At 50.7% G+C, this 16,982-nt stretch carries 18 protein-coding genes and 1 pseudogene; 13 read left to right on the top strand and 6 right to left on the bottom strand.

Annotated elements, in window-relative coordinates; genetic code table 11:
- The first annotated feature begins 35 nt into the window (after positions 1 to 35).
- Together GYMC10_RS25485 and GYMC10_RS32655 are read left to right on the top strand one after the other, a co-directional pair.
- Positions 36 to 1,806, top strand: a pseudogene (locus tag GYMC10_RS25485) (B12-binding domain-containing radical SAM protein).
- 229 nt (positions 1,807 to 2,035) lie between these two features.
- On the top strand, positions 2,036 to 2,212 hold the full coding sequence (locus GYMC10_RS32655; protein ID WP_015737159.1) for a hypothetical protein: 177 nt from the start codon (positions 2,036 to 2,038) through the stop codon (positions 2,210 to 2,212).
- Between the two features lie 141 nt (positions 2,213 to 2,353).
- Here GYMC10_RS32655 and GYMC10_RS25480 read toward each other — a convergent pair whose 3' ends face one another.
- From GYMC10_RS25480 to GYMC10_RS25465, 4 genes are all read right to left on the bottom strand, one after another.
- Positions 2,354 to 3,319, bottom strand: a complete 966-nt coding sequence (locus GYMC10_RS25480; RefSeq protein ID WP_015737158.1) for an alpha/beta hydrolase — start codon at positions 3,317 to 3,319, stop codon at positions 2,354 to 2,356.
- Positions 3,320 to 3,374: 55 nt separating this feature from the next.
- Entirely contained in the window at positions 3,375 to 4,343 is a 969-nt protein-coding gene (locus GYMC10_RS25475; protein WP_015737157.1) for a type I phosphomannose isomerase catalytic subunit, read from the bottom strand.
- Between the two features lie 74 nt (positions 4,344 to 4,417).
- Complete coding sequence (locus GYMC10_RS25470) at positions 4,418 to 5,008, bottom strand: class I SAM-dependent methyltransferase (protein WP_015737156.1); 591 nt, start codon at positions 5,006 to 5,008, stop codon at positions 4,418 to 4,420.
- Entirely contained in the window at positions 5,008 to 5,961 is a 954-nt protein-coding gene (locus GYMC10_RS25465; RefSeq protein WP_009589327.1) for a TIGR01212 family radical SAM protein, read from the bottom strand. The genes GYMC10_RS25470 and GYMC10_RS25465 overlap by 1 nt, the downstream gene beginning before the upstream one ends.
- 309 nt (positions 5,962 to 6,270) lie before the next feature.
- On the opposite strand from GYMC10_RS25465, the gene GYMC10_RS25460 reads away from it, so the two are divergent.
- Both GYMC10_RS25460 and trmB read left to right on the top strand, forming a co-directional pair.
- A complete protein-coding gene (locus tag GYMC10_RS25460; RefSeq protein WP_015737155.1) occupies positions 6,271 to 6,453 on the top strand; it encodes a hypothetical protein in 183 nt (60 codons plus the stop codon).
- 191 nt (positions 6,454 to 6,644) lie between these two features.
- Positions 6,645 to 7,358 (top strand): tRNA (guanosine(46)-N7)-methyltransferase TrmB, encoded by a 714-nt coding sequence (trmB, locus tag GYMC10_RS25455; protein ID WP_009589338.1) that lies wholly within the window; start codon positions 6,645 to 6,647, stop codon positions 7,356 to 7,358.
- A 119-nt stretch (positions 7,359 to 7,477) separates the two neighbouring features.
- Here the strand turns inward: trmB and GYMC10_RS25450 are convergent, their stop codons facing one another.
- Positions 7,478 to 8,605: a UDP-N-acetylglucosamine--LPS N-acetylglucosamine transferase gene (locus tag GYMC10_RS25450; protein WP_015737154.1), complete on the bottom strand. Its 1,128-nt coding sequence runs from the start codon at positions 8,603 to 8,605 to the stop codon at positions 7,478 to 7,480.
- 230 nt (positions 8,606 to 8,835) lie between these two features.
- On the opposite strand from GYMC10_RS25450, the gene GYMC10_RS32650 reads away from it, so the two are divergent.
- From GYMC10_RS32650 to GYMC10_RS25425, 6 genes are all read left to right on the top strand, one after another.
- Complete coding sequence (locus GYMC10_RS32650; RefSeq protein ID WP_015737153.1) at positions 8,836 to 9,000, top strand: hypothetical protein; 165 nt, start codon at positions 8,836 to 8,838, stop codon at positions 8,998 to 9,000.
- A gap of 271 nt (positions 9,001 to 9,271) precedes the next feature.
- Positions 9,272 to 10,510, top strand: a complete 1,239-nt coding sequence (locus GYMC10_RS25445) for a glycosyltransferase family 2 protein (protein WP_009589322.1) — start codon at positions 9,272 to 9,274, stop codon at positions 10,508 to 10,510.
- A 280-nt stretch (positions 10,511 to 10,790) separates the two neighbouring features.
- A complete protein-coding gene (infC, locus tag GYMC10_RS25440; RefSeq protein WP_009589332.1) occupies positions 10,791 to 11,285 on the top strand; it encodes a translation initiation factor IF-3 in 495 nt (164 codons plus the stop codon).
- Between the two features lie 26 nt (positions 11,286 to 11,311).
- Positions 11,312 to 11,512 carry a 50S ribosomal protein L35 gene (gene rpmI, locus GYMC10_RS25435; protein ID WP_007127239.1) on the top strand — a complete coding sequence of 67 codons (201 nt, stop codon included), beginning with the start codon at positions 11,312 to 11,314 and terminating at the stop codon, positions 11,510 to 11,512.
- Between the two features lie 30 nt (positions 11,513 to 11,542).
- Positions 11,543 to 11,902 carry a 50S ribosomal protein L20 gene (gene rplT, locus GYMC10_RS25430; RefSeq protein WP_006212255.1) on the top strand — a complete coding sequence of 120 codons (360 nt, stop codon included), beginning with the start codon at positions 11,543 to 11,545 and terminating at the stop codon, positions 11,900 to 11,902.
- Positions 11,903 to 12,106: 204 nt separating this feature from the next.
- Positions 12,107 to 12,451 carry a hypothetical protein gene (locus GYMC10_RS25425; RefSeq protein WP_015737152.1) on the top strand — a complete coding sequence of 115 codons (345 nt, stop codon included), beginning with the start codon at positions 12,107 to 12,109 and terminating at the stop codon, positions 12,449 to 12,451.
- Here GYMC10_RS25425 and GYMC10_RS25420 read toward each other — a convergent pair whose 3' ends face one another.
- Entirely contained in the window at positions 12,452 to 12,901 is a 450-nt protein-coding gene (locus tag GYMC10_RS25420) for a GNAT family N-acetyltransferase (RefSeq protein ID WP_015737151.1), read from the bottom strand. It lies immediately after the preceding gene.
- A gap of 609 nt (positions 12,902 to 13,510) precedes the next feature.
- On the opposite strand from GYMC10_RS25420, the gene ilvB reads away from it, so the two are divergent.
- From ilvB to ilvC, 3 genes are all read left to right on the top strand, one after another.
- Positions 13,511 to 15,253 (top strand): biosynthetic-type acetolactate synthase large subunit, encoded by a 1,743-nt coding sequence (gene ilvB, locus GYMC10_RS25415; protein ID WP_015737150.1) that lies wholly within the window; start codon positions 13,511 to 13,513, stop codon positions 15,251 to 15,253.
- 1 nt (position 15,254) lies between these two features.
- Positions 15,255 to 15,740: an acetolactate synthase small subunit gene (ilvN, locus tag GYMC10_RS25410; RefSeq protein WP_009589349.1), complete on the top strand. Its 486-nt coding sequence runs from the start codon at positions 15,255 to 15,257 to the stop codon at positions 15,738 to 15,740.
- A 165-nt stretch (positions 15,741 to 15,905) separates the two neighbouring features.
- Positions 15,906 to 16,898 (top strand): ketol-acid reductoisomerase, encoded by a 993-nt coding sequence (ilvC, locus tag GYMC10_RS25405; protein WP_009589347.1) that lies wholly within the window; start codon positions 15,906 to 15,908, stop codon positions 16,896 to 16,898.
- Positions 16,899 to 16,982 lie beyond the last annotated feature (84 nt).

Below are 16,982 nucleotides of genomic sequence, written 5' to 3'. Positions count from 1 at the left end.
AAATAACATTATGTAGAAGGAAAGTGGGCCCTACCATGAAAGTCATACTATCAACCTTGAATGCCAAGTACATTCATACCTCCTTGGCCATTCGCTGCCTGAAGGCATACAGCGAGAAGGATTTCGATATCGAATTGACGGAGTACACGATCAAGGATCCCGTGATGAATATCGTCTCCGACCTGTTCCAGCGCAAGCCGGATGTGATCGGATTCTCGTGTTATATATGGAATATCGAAGAAACGATTAAAGTGATCGATATCGTGAAGAAGATTATGCCGGAGGTCACGATCATACTGGGCGGGCCCGAGGTGTCCTACGACACGGAATATTGGATGAAGCGGCTGCACCATGTCGACTTTATCGTCATGGGCGAGGGCGAGGAGACCTTCCATCACTTGCTGCAAACGATCGAAGGGGACAGGAAATTCCATTTCGTGTATGGCGTGGCATACCGCAAGCAGGACGAAATTATCGTGAACCCGGGAAGACCGAAAAGCATCCTGGCCGAGCTGCCTTCCCCGCATCGTTTTCCGGAGGATATCCCGCACCTCGGGAAGCGGGTTGTTTATTTTGAGACCAGCCGGGGCTGTCCCTTCAGCTGCCAGTTCTGCCTGTCGAGCATTGAGGTGGGAGTTCGCTACTACGATATTGAACGGACCAAGGCGGATATCCTCTACCTGATCGAGAACGGAGCGAAATTGATCAAGTTCGTAGACCGCACCTTTAATATTAAGCGCGATTACGCGCTTGAAATGTTTGAGTTCCTGATTGAAAATCATGGCGGCTGCGTGTTCCAGTTTGAGATTACGGCGGATATCATGCGTCCCGAGGTGCTGGAATATTTTGGCGAACCATGCGCCTCCCGGCATTTTCCGGTTTGAAATCGGCGTGCAGTCTACGAATGATCCGACCAACGAGCTGGTGAAGCGCCGCCAGAATTTCACCAAGCTGTCACGCACGGTGACGATGATCAAGGAGAGCCGGAAGATCGACCAGCATTTGGATTTGATCGCAGGGCTTCCGGAGGAGGATTACATTACGTTCCGCAAAACGTTTAACGATGTGTTTGCCCTTGGACCGGAGGAGCTGCAGTTAGGCTTCCTGAAGATGCTGCGGGGAACCGGGCTGCGGATTGATGCGGACAAGTATAACTACACCTACATGGACCATGCTCCGTATGAGATCCTTGGCAGCGACGTGCTTCCGTTCTCGGATATCGTCCGTTTGAAGAGACTGGAGGATGTGCTGGAGAAGTATTGGAATGCACACCGAATGGACCACACCCTCAATTATTTGATGAAGCATGAGTTTACGTCGCCGTTTGATTTCTTCCAAGAATTTGGCGACTACTGGGAAGGACAGGGCTGGCAAAAAATCGGCCATCAGCTCGAGGACCTGTTTACGCGGTTAACGGCCTTTCTGGAGTTTCGGAACACGCCGAACATGAACGTGGTCTCCGGTCTGATGAAGTTTGATTATTTCCTGGGCCATAAATACAAGCCGCGCAAAATATGGTGGGATCATGCCCAAGACAAAGCGCAGTGGAACGCCAATGTTCGTAAAATCGTGGAAGACCCCGCGGCACTATCCGCCGATTTCGCCGATCTTGGGATCACGGAGCGTGATCTTCAGAAGCATGCGATGATCGAGGTGCTGCCATTTAACCTCGACGATGCCATTCAAGGTGGTACGGGCTATCCGGACCATGCGGTACACGCAACGATGCTGCTGGTATTGTACCAGCAGAGCGAAACAGGGCAGCCCCAGTACTACACGATGCCTTTGGAGTTAGCGACGCAATAGCGACGCAGGCATAATAGGGGAAACGAGGGACAAGCCTTTTCCGAGATTGGTTGTGACACGGATTGGTTGTTTTGGCGTAATTGCTTAATTTCCGCTGCCAGGAACCGGCGGCCCCGCTCTTTAGCGACCCTTTTGCGATCATAACGAGCCCTATCTAAAGGCGTTTCAGGAATAAAACAGCCCTGGCATCGGTATTCTAATTGGCATCAACCGATGAGGAGGGGATGTTATGAACGACAATCGGAAGGGGCAAGAACAGCTTTCGTCTGACGAGCCGACCATCGCACCGGGCATGGAAACCAATGACGATCTGCGCGAAGAGGCTACCGAGGACGAGGTAGCGCAAGGAGAGTACACCCAGGTCACGCAATTGATCATCGATCGCACGCCGAGCGATGATGAGTAAGGTGCTTCGATTGAGCCTTTACGCTGTCAATTTCAAAGGTTCTGTATACACTAACGAACTGCTTAGCAGCATAATAAAAGGGATGCCCTGGATTTCAAAAACCCGGGGCATCCCTTTTATATGTCTTGGCATCACGCTTTGTTACATCACTCGTATCGATTCTTGCGGTACGTTGTCCGAGCCGGATGTGTGCCGTTCGAGCCAGTCGAGCACATCGGCTGCCACTTCGGCACGGTTGGTCTCGTGCAGCATTTCGTGGCGGCCGCCCGGATACAAACGGTATTCGAGGTCCTGGACGCCATGCTTCCGATACAATTCGATCAACCGCCGCACGCCTTTGCCGCGGTGTCCGACCGGATCATCCTCGCCCGAGAAAATATAGACAGGCTTATCCTTCGGAAGACATTTCATCAATTGAGGCTGGTGGATCTGTGACAGCAGCTTGAAGAAATCGCGAAAGAAGCGAGCGGTGCACACCTTGCCGCAGTATGGGTCGTTGATATACTTATCCACTTCGGCTTCATCCCGGGATAGCCAATCGAACGGCGTGCGGATAGGACCGAATCCTTTGTTGTAAGGACCGAACACCAGGGCGTTCAGCATCAGGCTCCGGTGGGTGTTTCCTTGCAGGCGCATTTGCGCGGCCGCCAAGCCCATCCCGAACGTCAGCAGTCCCTGGGGACCGTTAGTGCCTGACAGGATGAATCCGTCGAATAATTCACCGTCCGAACAAATGATTTTTTGCGTCAAAAAGGATCCCATGCTGTGCCCCATCAAATAATGCGGAACGCCGGCATGGCGCTTCTTGAGCTCGGAAGCAAGAAGCAGCTGGTCTTCAATCATTCCTTCAAAGCCGTCTTCCCCGGCATCGCCGAGATGCGTAAGCCCGGCCGTTAGCCCATGGCCTCGATGGTCGTTGCAGTATACGGCATAGCCGTGCTCCGTGAGCAATTCGGCAAGCTCCTCGTAGCGCTTGCCGGTTTCGCACATGCCATGCGCGATTTGCACAATGGCACGAACGGGATCATCCGGGCCGGGCAGCCATTCATATACAAAAACATGCATACCCTGCGTATTCAGCATCGTAAACGTGTCGGTTTGCATCATTAGGGCTGGCACCTCCACAAGAACGAATGGTTTATATCATTTATTTATACCCTGTTTAAGGCAAATATGAACGCAGAACCGTGGATTGCCCATCCAATGTATAGGCCCCCAGATTCGCAGGCAGCAGGAAGCACTGTCCTGACGTGTAATCGATGGAGCCGTTATCCCAGCTGAGGGTTCCTTGGCCGTCGCATACAACCACGATCGTGAAGCTTTCCGCGGAAGTGGACAAGGACCATGCACCGCTCACGACGCCTTTTTCCACGACGAAATACGGGGATTTGGCAAGCTCAAGCCATTCTCCCGGCGCCGTTCCTTCCGTGCTCATGGTGGTTGCGCCCGATCCTTCATAGGCCGTCACATTCAAGGAGTCTTCGATATGGAGCTCGCGCGGCTTACCGTCAAGACCCGGTCGATTATAATCGAAAATCCGGTAGGTCGTATCCGAGTTTTGCTGGATTTCCGCCACCACAACGCCCGCGCAGAGCGCATGCACGGTTCCTGCAGGTATGTAGAACGTATCTCCGGCCTTTACGGACACTTCTTGAAGCTGGTCCATAACGGTGCCGTTTTCCATGGCTTCCTTCAAGGTTTCCCGGTTCACGCCTTCTTTCAGGCCGTATATGATTTTGGCGTCCGGCTTAGCATCCAGCACATACCACATTTCGGTCTTGCCAAGCTCGCCCTTCGGAAGCCCTTCGTAGTCATCGGTCGGATGGACCTGAACGGAGAGGTTGTCATTGCAGTCAAGCAGCTTGATCAGGAGCGGAAAACGTCCGTTAACCTCGGAGAATCCTTTGCTTCCGAACCATTCCCGCCCGAATTGCTCCCGGACCTCATCCAAGCCGCGTCCGGCAAGCTCGCCGTTCACGATGCTGGTCGTGCCGTTCGGATGGTCGGCGATCATCCAGCCTTCTCCGATATGTCCTTCAGGAATATCCAAGCCGAACTGTTCTAGTGCCCGGCCTCCCCACACGCGTTCTTTAAATTCAGGCTGGAACAACAATGGATATGGTTTTGTCATTGTAATCATCTACCTTTCATCATGTTTGGAATATTCTATGGATGTGAAGTGCGGTACCTCTCCTAGAACTTATATCATATCGGCTTCTTTCGTTCCAGTGCAATGAGATATGGCGCTTCGGAACGCTGAAGGCCGCGATACAAAATCGTTTGCACTTTGTGCTGGGGCAATTCACCCGCCCAAGCTTGGACCGCGTCCGCCTCGGCATCGCCGCCCTTGTGGCCAGGATACAGCACGATGGTAATAATGCCGCCGGGGCGGAGCAGCTCGATCGCAGCCTCCAGGGCCGTGAGCGTACTGGCGGTCTCCGTCATGATCCGTTTATCCGATGAATCCGCCGGAAGGTAGCCGAGATTGAACATGATCGCACCCATGCGGCCGTGCTCAATCTCAGGTACGCACTCCCTCATAAGCGAATGGCTCTGAAGAAGAAGGCTAACCTCTGCGAGGGTGCCAGGCGGCTCCTTGTCCAGCCTTTCCCGAGTCAGCTGCAGCGCCTGCTCTTGAATATCGAAGGCATACACTTTGCCCTTTGAGCCTGTGCATTTGGCTAAATACAGCGTATCGGCTCCGGTTCCGGCGGTTGCATCCAGCGCGATGTCTCCGGGACGGAGCCTTTCGGACACCAGTTTGTGGGCAAAACTTAAAACCGAGAGGAAGCCCATCAGGATACCCCCCACAATTTACCCTGCCACGTATCCCGGCGCTTGAGCTCGGCGTCGATGCCGTTAAGCACTTCCCATTTTTTGAGACTCCACGTCGGTCCGATCAAGAGATCCCGGGGAGCGTCTCCGGTTAGACGGTGGACGATCATTTCCGGAGGTAAAAACTCCAGGCTATCCACGATAAGGCTGATGTATTCGTCCTGCTCCAGGAATCGCAGCAGCCCGGCTTCGTATTGCTTCACCATCGGCGTCTTGCGCATAAGGTGCAGCAGATGGATTTTGATTCCCTGCACATCCATCTTGGAGACCGCTCGGCCGGTGGCAAGCATCATGTCATGATCCTCTTGCGGAAGCCCGTAAATAATATGTGTACAGACCCGGATATTATGTTTGCGCAGCTTCTCGACGGCTTCCAAATAACATTCGGTATCATGGGCCCGGTTGATCAGCTCGGAAGTGGAATCATGGATCGTTTGCAGACCCATTTCCACCCACAGATAGGTTCGCTCGTTCAGCTCCGCCAAGTATTCCACGACATCGTCAGGCAGGCAATCGGGACGTGTGGCGATCGACAAACCGACAACCCCCGGCTGCTGCAGAATGACTTCATAATATTCGCGAAGTTCTTCGACCGGAGCATACGTGTTGGTATAGGCTTGGAAATAGCCGATATATTTGGCGTTCGGCCATTTCTGGTGCTGCCGGTCACGGATGGTGTTGAATTGGGTAACGAGATCATCCCGCCGCCTTCCCGCGAAATCGCCGGAGCCGCGGGCGCTGCAAAAGGTGCATCCGCCCTTGGCTATCGTGCCGTCACGGTTCGGACACGTAAAGCCGGCATCCAGCATAACCTTGAATACCTTCTCCTGGAACTGGCCGCGCATCTCGTAATTCCATGTATGAAAACGTTTGTCGCCCCATAAGGTCGGGGCGGGTATAAGTGGTGTGCTCATATTTGCTCCTTTATAGCCGCTTAAGTTGAATTGAGACAGGTTCAGCCAAGGCCCCGGCAACCCATAATTTACTGGCCTTTTACTTAAATGAACAGCTACGTCCATTGTAACAAAAAATAAAGGATTGCGTTATATACAGGTCTTCAAGCCTAATTAAGACGTTGTTACTTGAATGGATTGCATATAATTGGTATATTTAAAATAGAAAAATAAAAAGATGATTCAAGCAATTTTGGCATGGGTATATAACGGATAGGATTCATATTTGTGTGACGTCATGGATACAATAATACCGTGAGGTGATTACGAATGAATTCATCGACAGTAAAGAATGACAGTAAAGACAAAATCGCTGTGGAGCTTACCCCGAATGAAGCCCTAGCCCTTACCGGCGTGGAGTTTAACTCCGACCAGGGAGTCAAGGCTTCGGCACGTCGCAAGATTCGGGCTGCCTTTGAGAAGACGTTTGATTTTACGTCGGAAGAAAGGTAGACTATTCACAGTTTAACTATCGCGGAACCCCAATTCCAAATATAAGAAAAAGGAACCTAAAGCCTCTGCGTTGAGCAGAGCGTAGGTTCCTTTTTCTATGGGGCTCTTTACTTTTGGGATCAACTTCGTCACAATAAATGCAGTATCGGGATATCATTCTAAATTTACTTGGAAAGTTTCGGAGGTATGACATGCGTTTACGCGGAAGAAAAGGTATACGGGAAAATCTGGAGCAGCAGGAAGACCTGGTCGTTTTGGACCCCGGTCAATATAGAGGGAAGTGGGCTTCGTTATTTGGCAACGACCTTCCGATCCATGTCGAATTCGGCATGGGCAAAGGCCAATTTATAAGCCAGATGAGTTACAAGCATCAGCAAGTGAATTTCATCGGCGTCGACATGTACGACGAGCTGATTCGCCGCGCAAGCGAGAAGGGGCGCAATGTCTGGGCCCAGGAGGGAGTCGATACCCCGCCGAATCTGAAGCTGGCGCTGTTTAATATCGAGAATGTCGAGGAGGTTTTTGAGCCCGGCGAAATTGAACGGTTATATTTGAACTTCAGCGATCCGTGGCCAAAAACAAAGCATGCACGCCGTCGTCTGACGCATCCGCGCTTTCTGGACAAGTATTCCCGGATCCTGAACGAGCGGGGGGAGATCCATTTTAAGACCGATTCGGTCACGCTCTTCGAATTCTCCCTGAATGCATTTGCCGATTATGGTCTGCAAATGACGAACATTTCGCTGGATCTGCATCGTGACGGGCTGAACGAAGAGCATGTCATGACAGAATACGAAACGAAATTCGTCGGCCAAGGCATGCAAATTCATCGCTGCGAGGCGATTGTAGGCAAGGAAGCCCTTGCTTCATACCATCAGAATCGCCTTGAAAAATACGGAAAATAACATCTATACGTGATAGTTCCTCTCTGTGATAGCGTTTACAACTATTATAATAGAAGAAAATCTATCCATTCGGGTGATTTGCTCGGGATAAAACGCAGCAAAAAAGGTGTGCTCCTTATTCAGGAGTACACCTTTTCGTTTTCCAGCATGTCGATGATGCTGCGGGCGCTTTGCATGGGATGAAAGCGTTCGATGTCCTGCAAGTTTTGCGCCCGTTGTTCTTGGATCAGGTCGTATTGATGAAGCAGCTTGTTCATCCATTTGCCCAGAACCTCCAGGGAATGGATGGGCTCTCCCAATCCCTGCGCCGTGAAGTACTGGCAGTTTTCTTCTTCCTGTCCCGGAAGGGGCTGATGGAACAGCATCGGAATTCCTTTGGCCAGGCCTTCGGTGCATGTCATGCCGCCGGGCTTCGTAACGAGCAGATCCGACACCTCCATCAGCTTGTCGATCTCCCGCGTAAATCCCAATATCCGGATGTTCGGATGCTGGAACCTGGAATTGCTCTCCATCTCCTCGCGGCCCTTGTCATTATTGCCGAGGCAAAATATGATCTGGACTTCTTCTCGCCATCGGGTCAGAAATTCATGCACAACTTCGTCATTCATGATGCCCCAGCCTCCGCCCATCACCAGCACGGTAGGCATATCGGACAGGTTAAACCGCGCCCGGATTTCCTCCTTGCTCGGATGCGTCCAGAAGTCGGGATGGATCGGAATGCCGGTGACCTGAATTTTGGCTTGGGAAACCCCGCGATTGAGCAGCTTTCGCTTCACTTCCGGCGTGGACACGAAATATCGGTCGACTTCAGGGCTGATCCATGTATCGTGAGCATCATAATCGGTTATAACGGTACACAGGGGCACGTTCGTGCCCAGCCGTTTCAAACGCGAGATGACCGCACTTGGTATGAAATGGGTGCACACAATGATGTCGGGTCGGAGCTGCCTGACCACGTTCTTGGTGCTTGTATAGAACATTCGGTGAAGCGCTAAAGCGGTAAAACGGTTAAAGGATTTTTGATGGCGGTACATGTACCCGACCAATCTTGGGCGAGTCGTAATGGTCTTTCTGTAGGCCGAAATGATCAGTGGAGCGATTTTAGGGTTCAAGAAGCTCCCGAGCTCGAGAACTTTGGTCTGTACGCTAGGGGACAACTGGCGCAGGCTGCTGGAGAGTGCATGAGCGGCCTGTGTATGGCCTGCGCCGAACCCTTCAGATAACAGCAAGACTCTTTTTTTAGCCACTACTTTTCACCCGTTCTGCAGCGTTATTCTTTAACTTTAACATATCGATTTTGGGAAGAGAAATCAACCACTTCCCCCTTGCAGGTAAGGGACTTTGGTCCCGGAAACGGCCAATTGATTCGGCAAGCTTCTCGCTGGACCCTTGCTACTTAAGGAGTTAGCCAGCAGCGCGCATTTTGTAGAAAATCAGGGTCCGTGGTCTTTTGACTTGAGTAGGAGATGCCGCTACAATGATTCAAACGGACGTCAAAAAGTTTATTAGAGAAAGAGCACTGAAAAAAACGAAAACTTTTTGGTTGTCTGTTGCGTTTATTTATTGGCGGACAAGTCGAAAAAGAAAAAATGGGCAGCCAAGAGAAATAAAAAGCAAGAAAACGGATGAAAATAAGAACTAAAGCCGTTTGAAACGAAGCTTGCTGGCAAACTGGAATGCAAGCTGAGCTCTTTTAATAAGTTTTTCCGTAAATTAGAGCATTCCACGGTTTTGACAAAAGATTCAAAAGTGTGGAAAATCGTGTATGACGTGCGAAGTTGCCCCGCGGCACCGAGGCTACTAGAAGGACAGACACAAGTCACAGGGTCATAGCAACAACAAAAATGCGAAGAACTTAGAGAGAAAAAAACAACAAACATTCTCGGGTTATAAAAAGGGGGTAACGGAGAATCATGACAGACGCCATCTTTATCGCGCTCCAACTATTCTTGGCCGCGGTGGGTGTGTACCAGTTCGTATTCTCTTTGTTTGGTCTGGTCAAAAGAAAAAAGAAACAACAGTTTGAACCCAATAAATCATTTGCAGTGTTAGTTGCTGCGCATAACGAAGAGCAGGTTGTCGGGGCATTAATGGAGAACCTGAAACAGCTAAATTATCCGAAACATCTGTACGACGTATTTGTCATTTGCGACAACTGTACAGACCGTACAGCAGAGATCGTCCGTGCCCACGGGATGAACGCCTGCGTGCGCACGAATCAGAATCTTCGAGGCAAAGGCTATGCCATCGAATGGATGCTGAAAGAGCTCTGGGCGATGCCGCGCCAGTATGACGCGGTCGTTATGTTTGATGCGGATAATCTGGCGGATCCGAATTTCTTGAATGAAATGAACAACGATCTTTGCTCTGGAGCAAGAGTTATCCAGGGATATATCGATACCAAGAACCCAGAGGATTCTTGGATCACCGCCTCTTACGGGGTTTCCTACTGGTATATCAACCGCTTGTGGCAGCTGTCCCGCAGCAATCTGAACATGGCCAACTTCCTCGGCGGAACGGGAATGTGCTTCGAGACCAATCTCTTGAAGGAGATCGGCTGGGGCGCAACCAGTCTGGTGGAGGACTTGGAGTTCACCATGCGCAGCGTCATGCGCGGCGTGTATCCGAAGTTCAACTACGACGCGAAGGTATTCGACGAAAAGCCGCTTACGTTTAAGGCTTCCGCCAGACAACGTCTGCGCTGGATGCAGGGTCACTTTACGGTTGCCCGCCGTTATTTCTTCCCGCTGTTGTGGCGTGCCATTAAGGAGCGCAGCCTTGTGAAGCTGGACTTGGCCCTCTACGGAGTCAACGTCTACATCGTGCTGCTGACTTTCTTGTTGACGGCCATCATCTGGGTTGACAGCTCGTTCTTCAATGGTCCGAACATCGCGAACCTGTACGGTTATTTACCGCTGTGGCTGAGCTTTACGGCGATTGCGGCGAATGTGTTCACGTTCATGATTGCGATGATTCTGGAGAAGGTGAAGTACAAGAAGGTATATATGTATCTGGTGCTGTTTCCGATTTATCTGCTGTCGTGGTATCCCATCACGGTATACGCGTTCTTCACGCAGAACAACAAGCAATGGAGCCATACGGAGCATACCCGGGTTGTGCGCCTTGAAGAAGTTCAGAGCAAACAAGGCTAATCCAAAGTTTTTTATGCCATTTGTGTTGACAGATGTTAGGATGGCCTGTTATACTATTCTAGTCTGTTAAACAGAATATCTGATTGCAAGCAGAAGCGCCGCTTCTCACCTGACCGACATGCGTTGTCTGGTTTGATCACGAAATCAATGAATGGATTCAATTTCATTTGTGAGATGAGTATCAAATAGGGATGTCGGTGGTTAACCCGTCATCCCTTTATTTTTTTGCAAACAGGAACAACAAGTAATTTGGAGGTGGAGGACTATCAGTAAGGAACATATGATCAATGACGAGATTCGGGCCAAAGAAGTACGTTTGGTTGGTGCCGAAGGTGAGCAAATCGGGATCAAGCCGATTCGTGAAGCACTGCAAATGGCAATTGATCTCAATCTGGATCTGGTGAACGTGGCCCCTCAGGCGAAACCGCCGGTATGCCGCATCATGGACTACGGTAAATTCCGCTATGAGCAGCAGAAGAAAGAGAAGGAAGCACGGAAGAACCAGAAAATTGTGGACATCAAAGAAGTATGGTTCCGAGCCAACATTGAGGAGCATGATTATCAAACCAAGCTTCGCAATGTCGTTAAGTTTTTGAAAGACGGCGATAAAGTGAAATGCTCCGTGCGTTTCCGCGGCCGTGAAATCACCCATGCTAACATCGGTCAGAAGATTTTGGAGCGCGTGAAAACGGAAGTGGCGGATCTCTGCGTCATTGAGCGTCAGCCGAAATTGGAAGGCCGCAGCATGATTATGATTTTGGCTCCAAAAGCCTAAGAGAAATTAGAGGAGGAAGTACTACAATGCCTAAAATGAAAACACATAGCAGCCTGAAAGGCCGCTTCAAAATTACTGGTACTGGTAAAGTTAAACGTTATAAAGCTTACAAAAACCACTTGCTTTCCCACAAATCCAAGCGTGCGAAGCGCGTATTGTCCAATAGCCCTGTCATGGCGCCTGGAGATGTTAAACGTTTGAAGCAAGGTCTGGCTAACTTGAAATAGTAAACAACAATTATTGGGAGGTCTTTTGATATGGCACGAGTTAAAGGCGGATTTGTCGTTCGTCGTCGACATAAAAAAGTATTGAAGCTTGCGAAAGGTTATTTCGGTTCCAAACACCGCATTTTTAAAACAGCGAACGAGCAGGTTATGAAATCCCTCGTTTATGCATACCGCGATCGTCGCAATACGAAGCGTAACTTCCGCAAATTGTGGATCGTTCGTATCAACGCGGCTGCTCGTCAAAACGGTCTGTCCTACAGCAAATTGATGCATGGACTGAAGCTTGCTGGCGTGGACATCAACCGCAAAATGCTGGCTGATCTGGCTGTGAATGACCTGAACGCGTTCAATTCCTTGGCTACTGTAGCTAAAGAAAAAGTGAACGCTTAATTATACGTGTATGAAAAAACCGCCGTAATATTACGGCGGTTTTTTTTATTTTGCGTCCCCGGGCTATCATGCATCATTTCGGCGGCACGGGTGCTCGGCTCATGGAGAGAGTCGCCTATCTTTTGCTATCGTAAGGGCCATGAAACAAGCAAGGGAACTCCTTCCGGAATAAATTGAAATGTATATTACCTGAGGAGGGATCTTATGCACAAGCCTGTCAGCAAGGCGAAAGTGAAATCATACGTGGGCAAAGAGATCGTGGCGTATAAGAAAAACGGAACTGTGGTGACGGGCAAGCTGGTACGCGTCTCCGGCAACCGCCTTTATGTGGAACCGGCAACCAAGGGGAAAAAGGTGAAAACCAAGGCGATTATTCCGCTCGCATTGTTTGATCTTCTTGCCATTGGTACGGCACCTTATGCATATGGCGGCGGGTTTGGAGGCTACCCTGGCGGCTTTGGACCGGGTTACGGCGGCTTCGGGCCGGGCTTTGGACCAGGCTTTGGACCGGGTTTTGGACCAGGATTCGGGCCAGGCTTCTTCTGGTAATTAGAGGAACCAAATCTTTTCCAACTCATAACATCGGCTGGGTTCGATCATTCTGGTCACCGTATAGCCAAGCTTTCGGTAAAAATGAAGGCCGGTGTGGTTGCCGATGTCCACCATGACCTTGGCACGTTTGCATCCGCGGGATACAGCGAAACGTTCGGCATGTTCCATCAAACGGACACCCCACCGTTTTCGCTGTGCGGTGGATGCGACGGCCAGCATATCGATATACAGCAGCTCGCCGTGCATCATGAAATGGATAAAAGCAACGATTTTTTCGTTATCCTGAGGCGAAGCGACAAGGGTCACGCCGCGCCGTAAACGAGAGGGAATATCCTTGCGGATGAGGTCCAGCTCTTTTTTGGTCATATGGGAAAGCGGGACGAGTTGGGACTCGATGAGCTGCAGAATCATCGGATCATCCTGGTCCGGTTTTCGGTAACGGATCATCGTGTTGTTTCCTCCCTTCACCGCGGTTAAGTCTGCTCCATTTATCATATGTAGCAGGGTTTCATAGGGTGTTTTGCTTCAAGGCGGCGGAGGAATTGCGCCCAATGTGAATGAAAACCTTTCATCGGAAGTAAAATAAATGTGTTGACTTCTGGATTGAATGAATCATATAATGTTTCTAAACATTTTAACGAATATATCCAATCGGCAATGATGAGGACGAAGTTTAAAGGGCTCTTTTGCTCAGAGAGTGGATGGATCAGCTGAAACCACCACCAAAACCCCTTTTATACGAGCTCACCTCGGAGCTGTTTCCCTGAAAGATGCTACGCTATGACTTTATCGCATTAAGTCGTAACAGCGTTTATTAGGGGGAATCGTCTTAGTCCGCGTTACGGACTGCAGATATTGAAGAGCTGTGTTCATGCGTTCTTCATACCTGCTGAGGCTCTGCACTGCGAGGTGTAGGGCAAATATGGGTGGTACCACGGAAGCTAAACCTTTCGTCCCTCACACGGAGATACTCCGGGTGTGGCGACGGAAGGTTTTTTTGTTGCTTGAATCATGGATGAAAGAGAAGAGTGCCAATATTTGAGAGGAGGATGACTGATGAGCGCGCAAACTCCAGAAGTGCGGTCTACAGAACAATTACGAGAGAAATGGTTGAAGCCTGAAGTGATTACCGGTTCGGAAATCTTGCTTCGGAGTCTTCTGCTCGAAGGTGTCGAGTGCGTCTTCGGATATCCGGGCGGAGCCGTCCTGTATATCTACGATGCGATGTATGGTTTTAAGGATTTCAACCATGTCTTGACCCGACACGAGCAAGGTGCCATTCATGCCGCTGACGGTTACGCTCGCGCAAGCGGCAAAGTCGGCGTATGCATAGCAACTTCAGGACCGGGGGCAACGAACCTTGTGACCGGTATCGCAACAGCTTACATGGATTCCGTTCCGCTCGTTGTTATTACCGGTAACGTTGCAACAACCCTGATCGGTACGGATGCTTTCCAGGAAGCGGATATTACAGGCATCACGATGCCGATTACGAAACACAGCTATCTGGTAAGGGACGTTAAGGATCTGCCAAGGGTGATTCATGAGGCCTTCCATATCGCCTCAACCGGCCGCAAAGGACCGGTGCTGATCGACATTCCGAAGGATGTATCGGCGGCAACCACGCTGTTCCAGCCGGAAGAGCGAATCCAGCTGAGAGGATATAATCCTCGGACGGTGCCGAACAAACTTCAGTTGGATAAACTGGCCCGCGCGATCGAGGAGGCCGAGCGTCCGATGATTCTTGCCGGCGGCGGCGTGATTTACTCCGGTGCTCACGAAGGACTGTACGAATTCGTGAACAAAACCGGGATTCCGATCACGACAACGCTTCTCGGCCTTGGCGCCTTCCCGACAGGCAACGATCTGTGGACAGGAATGCCGGGCATGCACGGCACCTACACATCGAACCATGGTATTCAGCAGTCGGATCTGCTGATCAACATCGGGGCAAGATTCGATGACAGGGTTACAGGCAAGCTCGACGGTTTCGCGCCACATGCGAAGATCGTTCATATCGATATCGACCCGGCTGAGATCGGCAAGAACGTGCCGACCGATATCCCGATTGTCGGAGACGTGAAGACCGTGCTTGAGATGCTGAATCCGCTCGTTCCATACGCAGCGAAAGCTGATGCCTGGAGAGACCAGATCAGCAAATGGAAAGCCGAATACCCGTTCCGTTATGTCGATTCGGATACGGTGCTGAAGCCGCAATGGGTTATCGAAATGCTGAACGACACCACAAAGGGTGAAGCCATTGTAACGACTGACGTTGGCCAGCACCAAATGTGGGCCGCGCAGTATTACAAGTTCAACCAGCCGCGTTCCTGGATCACCTCCGGCGGTCTCGGAACGATGGGCTTCGGATTCCCGTCCGCGATTGGTGCCCAGATGGCGCATCCGGATCGCCTGGTCATTTCGATCAACGGGGATGGCGGCATGCAGATGTGTTCGCAAGAACTTGCCATCTGTGCCATCAACAACATTCCGGTAAAAATCGTTGTCATCAACAACCAGGTGCTTGGGATGGTTCGTCAATGGCAGGAGATCATTTACGATAACCGTTACAGCCATATCGATCTGGCAGGCAGCCCTGATTTCGTCAAGCTTGCTGAAGCCTACGGTGTCAAAGGACTTCGTGCCACCACGAAAGAAGAAGCACAGCGTGCTTGGGCCGAAGCGATGGAAACGCCGGGACCCGTCCTCGTTGAATTCGTTGTAGAGAAAGGCGAGAACGTGTATCCGATGGTGACGCAAGGGTCGACAATCGATCAAATGCTGATGGGGGATGCGTAAGATGAGTACAAAACATACCATTGCCGTACTAGTGAATGACCAGCCGGGTGTCCTGCAGCGCGTATCCGGGTTATTCGGACGCCGGGGCTTTAACATTGAGAGCATTACCGTGGGACAGTCGGAGGAAATCGGCTTGTCCCGGATGGTTATCGTAACCACTGGAGACGAAACGACGCTGGAGCAGGTAGAGAAGCAGCTTTACAAGCTGATCGATGTCATTAAAGTCATCAATCTAAGCTCGAAGCCGATGGTTGCCCGGGAGCTCGCCCTGATCAAAGTAAAAGCCGAGCCGTCGGCAAGACCGGAAATTATGGGCGTCGTCGAAACCTTCCGCGCATCCGTCGTGGATATCGGCACGACCAACCTGATGGTTCAGGTTGTCGGCGATACCGTCAAAATCGATGCGATGATCGAGCTGCTTAAGCCTTATGGCATCCAGGAGCTTTCCCGTACCGGGGTTACCGCGATGATTCGCGGTAACGCGTAATGATGTAACATTATTCTTTTTATCCGGATGACAAAGTTATTGCAATATAAGCGTTAGACACCTGCATGGCATGAGCGGGTGTCTCAGCAGATCGGGTAAGCAGCGGTCTATTGAGATACCCGCTCATCATGAAGGGTCTTTAAAATCAAAGGAGGACTTATACAAATGGCAATTACTACTTATTATGAACAAGATGCAGAACTCAGCGTGCTGAAAGACAAAACAATCGCGGTTATCGGCTACGGAAGCCAAGGTCATGCCCAAGCGCAAAACCTGCGCGACAGCGGACTTCAGGTTGTCATTGGTCTTCGTGAAGGCAAATCGTTCGACAAAGCGAAAAACGACGGTTTCGAAGTACTCCCTGTAGCGGAAGCCGTTAGCCGTGCGGATGTAGTACAAATCCTGATGCCGGACGAAACGCAAGCAGCGGTGTACAAGAACGACATCGAGCCAAACCTGAAAAAAGGCGCGGCACTGATGTTCTCCCACGGTTTCAACGTTCATTTCGGTCAAATCGTAGCTCCTAAGGACAACGACGTTCTTCTGGTTGCTCCTAAATCCCCGGGTCACATGGTTCGCCGTACGTACGTTGAAGGCTTTGGCGTACCTGGATTGATCGCAATCGAGAAAGACGCGACTGGACAAGCTAAGGCGATCGGTCTTGCTTATGCAAAAGGCATCGGCTGTACTCGCGCAGGCGTTATCGAGACTTCTTTCCGCGAAGAAACCGAAACAGACTTGTTCGGTGAGCAAGCGGTATTGTGCGGCGGTGTATCCGCATTGGTCAAAGCAGGTTTCGAAACGTTGACCGAAGCTGGATATGCGCCGGAAATGGCATACTTCGAGTGCCTGCATGAACTGAAGCTGATCGTGGACATGATCTATGAAGGCGGTCTTGCAAGCATGCGCGACTCCATCAGCAACACGGCGGAGTATGGCGACTATGTAACAGGCCCTCGCGTGGTAACCGAAGATACCAAGAAGGCAATGAAAGAAGTCCTGTCTGATATTCAACAGGGTAAATTCGCCCGCGACTTTATCCTTGAGAACCAATCGGGACGCGCTTTCCTGACAGCTACTCGCCGCAACGAGTCCGAGCATCCGATCGAAGTGGTGGGTGCAGAGCTTCGCGAAATGATGCATTGGATCAAAAAATAAGAATATATAGAATTCATAAGGAATTCTTCGGGGTTTGGGGCAGCCCGGCATGAGATGATGATGCTGCTGCCCGGATCCGTCAGA

The organism is Paenibacillus sp. Y412MC10, from assembly GCF_000024685.1.
Classification (GTDB): domain Bacteria; phylum Bacillota; class Bacilli; order Paenibacillales; family Paenibacillaceae; genus Paenibacillus_AQ; species Paenibacillus_AQ lautus_A.
Note: the sequence above shows the minus strand (reverse complement) of the source record. Positions and strands in the feature narration are given on the sequence as shown.

Bases quoted from the DNA above. Each gene is read 5' to 3' on its own strand.
- GYMC10_RS25465 (WP_009589327.1), bottom strand. From the start codon at position 5,961: ATGAGCACACCACTTATACCCGCCCCGACCTTATGGGGCGACAAACGT.
- GYMC10_RS25420 (WP_015737151.1), bottom strand. From the start codon at position 12,901: ATGATCCGTTACCGAAAACCGGACCAGGATGATCCGATGATTCTGCAG.
- rplT (WP_006212255.1), top strand. From the start codon at position 11,543: ATGGCACGAGTTAAAGGCGGATTTGTCGTTCGTCGTCGACATAAAAAA.
- rpmI (WP_007127239.1), top strand. From the start codon at position 11,312: ATGCCTAAAATGAAAACACATAGCAGCCTGAAAGGCCGCTTCAAAATT.
- GYMC10_RS25460 (WP_015737155.1), top strand. From the start codon at position 6,271: ATGAATTCATCGACAGTAAAGAATGACAGTAAAGACAAAATCGCTGTG.
- GYMC10_RS32650 (WP_015737153.1), top strand. From the start codon at position 8,836: ATGATTCAAACGGACGTCAAAAAGTTTATTAGAGAAAGAGCACTGAAA.
- ilvB (WP_015737150.1), top strand. From the start codon at position 13,511: ATGAGCGCGCAAACTCCAGAAGTGCGGTCTACAGAACAATTACGAGAG.
- GYMC10_RS25425 (WP_015737152.1), top strand. From the start codon at position 12,107: ATGCACAAGCCTGTCAGCAAGGCGAAAGTGAAATCATACGTGGGCAAA.
- trmB (WP_009589338.1), top strand. From the start codon at position 6,645: ATGCGTTTACGCGGAAGAAAAGGTATACGGGAAAATCTGGAGCAGCAG.
- infC (WP_009589332.1), top strand. From the start codon at position 10,791: ATGATCAATGACGAGATTCGGGCCAAAGAAGTACGTTTGGTTGGTGCC.
- ilvC (WP_009589347.1), top strand. From the start codon at position 15,906: ATGGCAATTACTACTTATTATGAACAAGATGCAGAACTCAGCGTGCTG.
- GYMC10_RS32655 (WP_015737159.1), top strand. From the start codon at position 2,036: ATGAACGACAATCGGAAGGGGCAAGAACAGCTTTCGTCTGACGAGCCG.
- GYMC10_RS25480 (WP_015737158.1), bottom strand. From the start codon at position 3,319: ATGATGCAAACCGACACGTTTACGATGCTGAATACGCAGGGTATGCAT.
- GYMC10_RS25470 (WP_015737156.1), bottom strand. From the start codon at position 5,008: ATGGGCTTCCTCTCGGTTTTAAGTTTTGCCCACAAACTGGTGTCCGAA.
- GYMC10_RS25445 (WP_009589322.1), top strand. From the start codon at position 9,272: ATGACAGACGCCATCTTTATCGCGCTCCAACTATTCTTGGCCGCGGTG.
- ilvN (WP_009589349.1), top strand. From the start codon at position 15,255: ATGAGTACAAAACATACCATTGCCGTACTAGTGAATGACCAGCCGGGT.
- GYMC10_RS25475 (WP_015737157.1), bottom strand. From the start codon at position 4,343: ATGACAAAACCATATCCATTGTTGTTCCAGCCTGAATTTAAAGAACGC.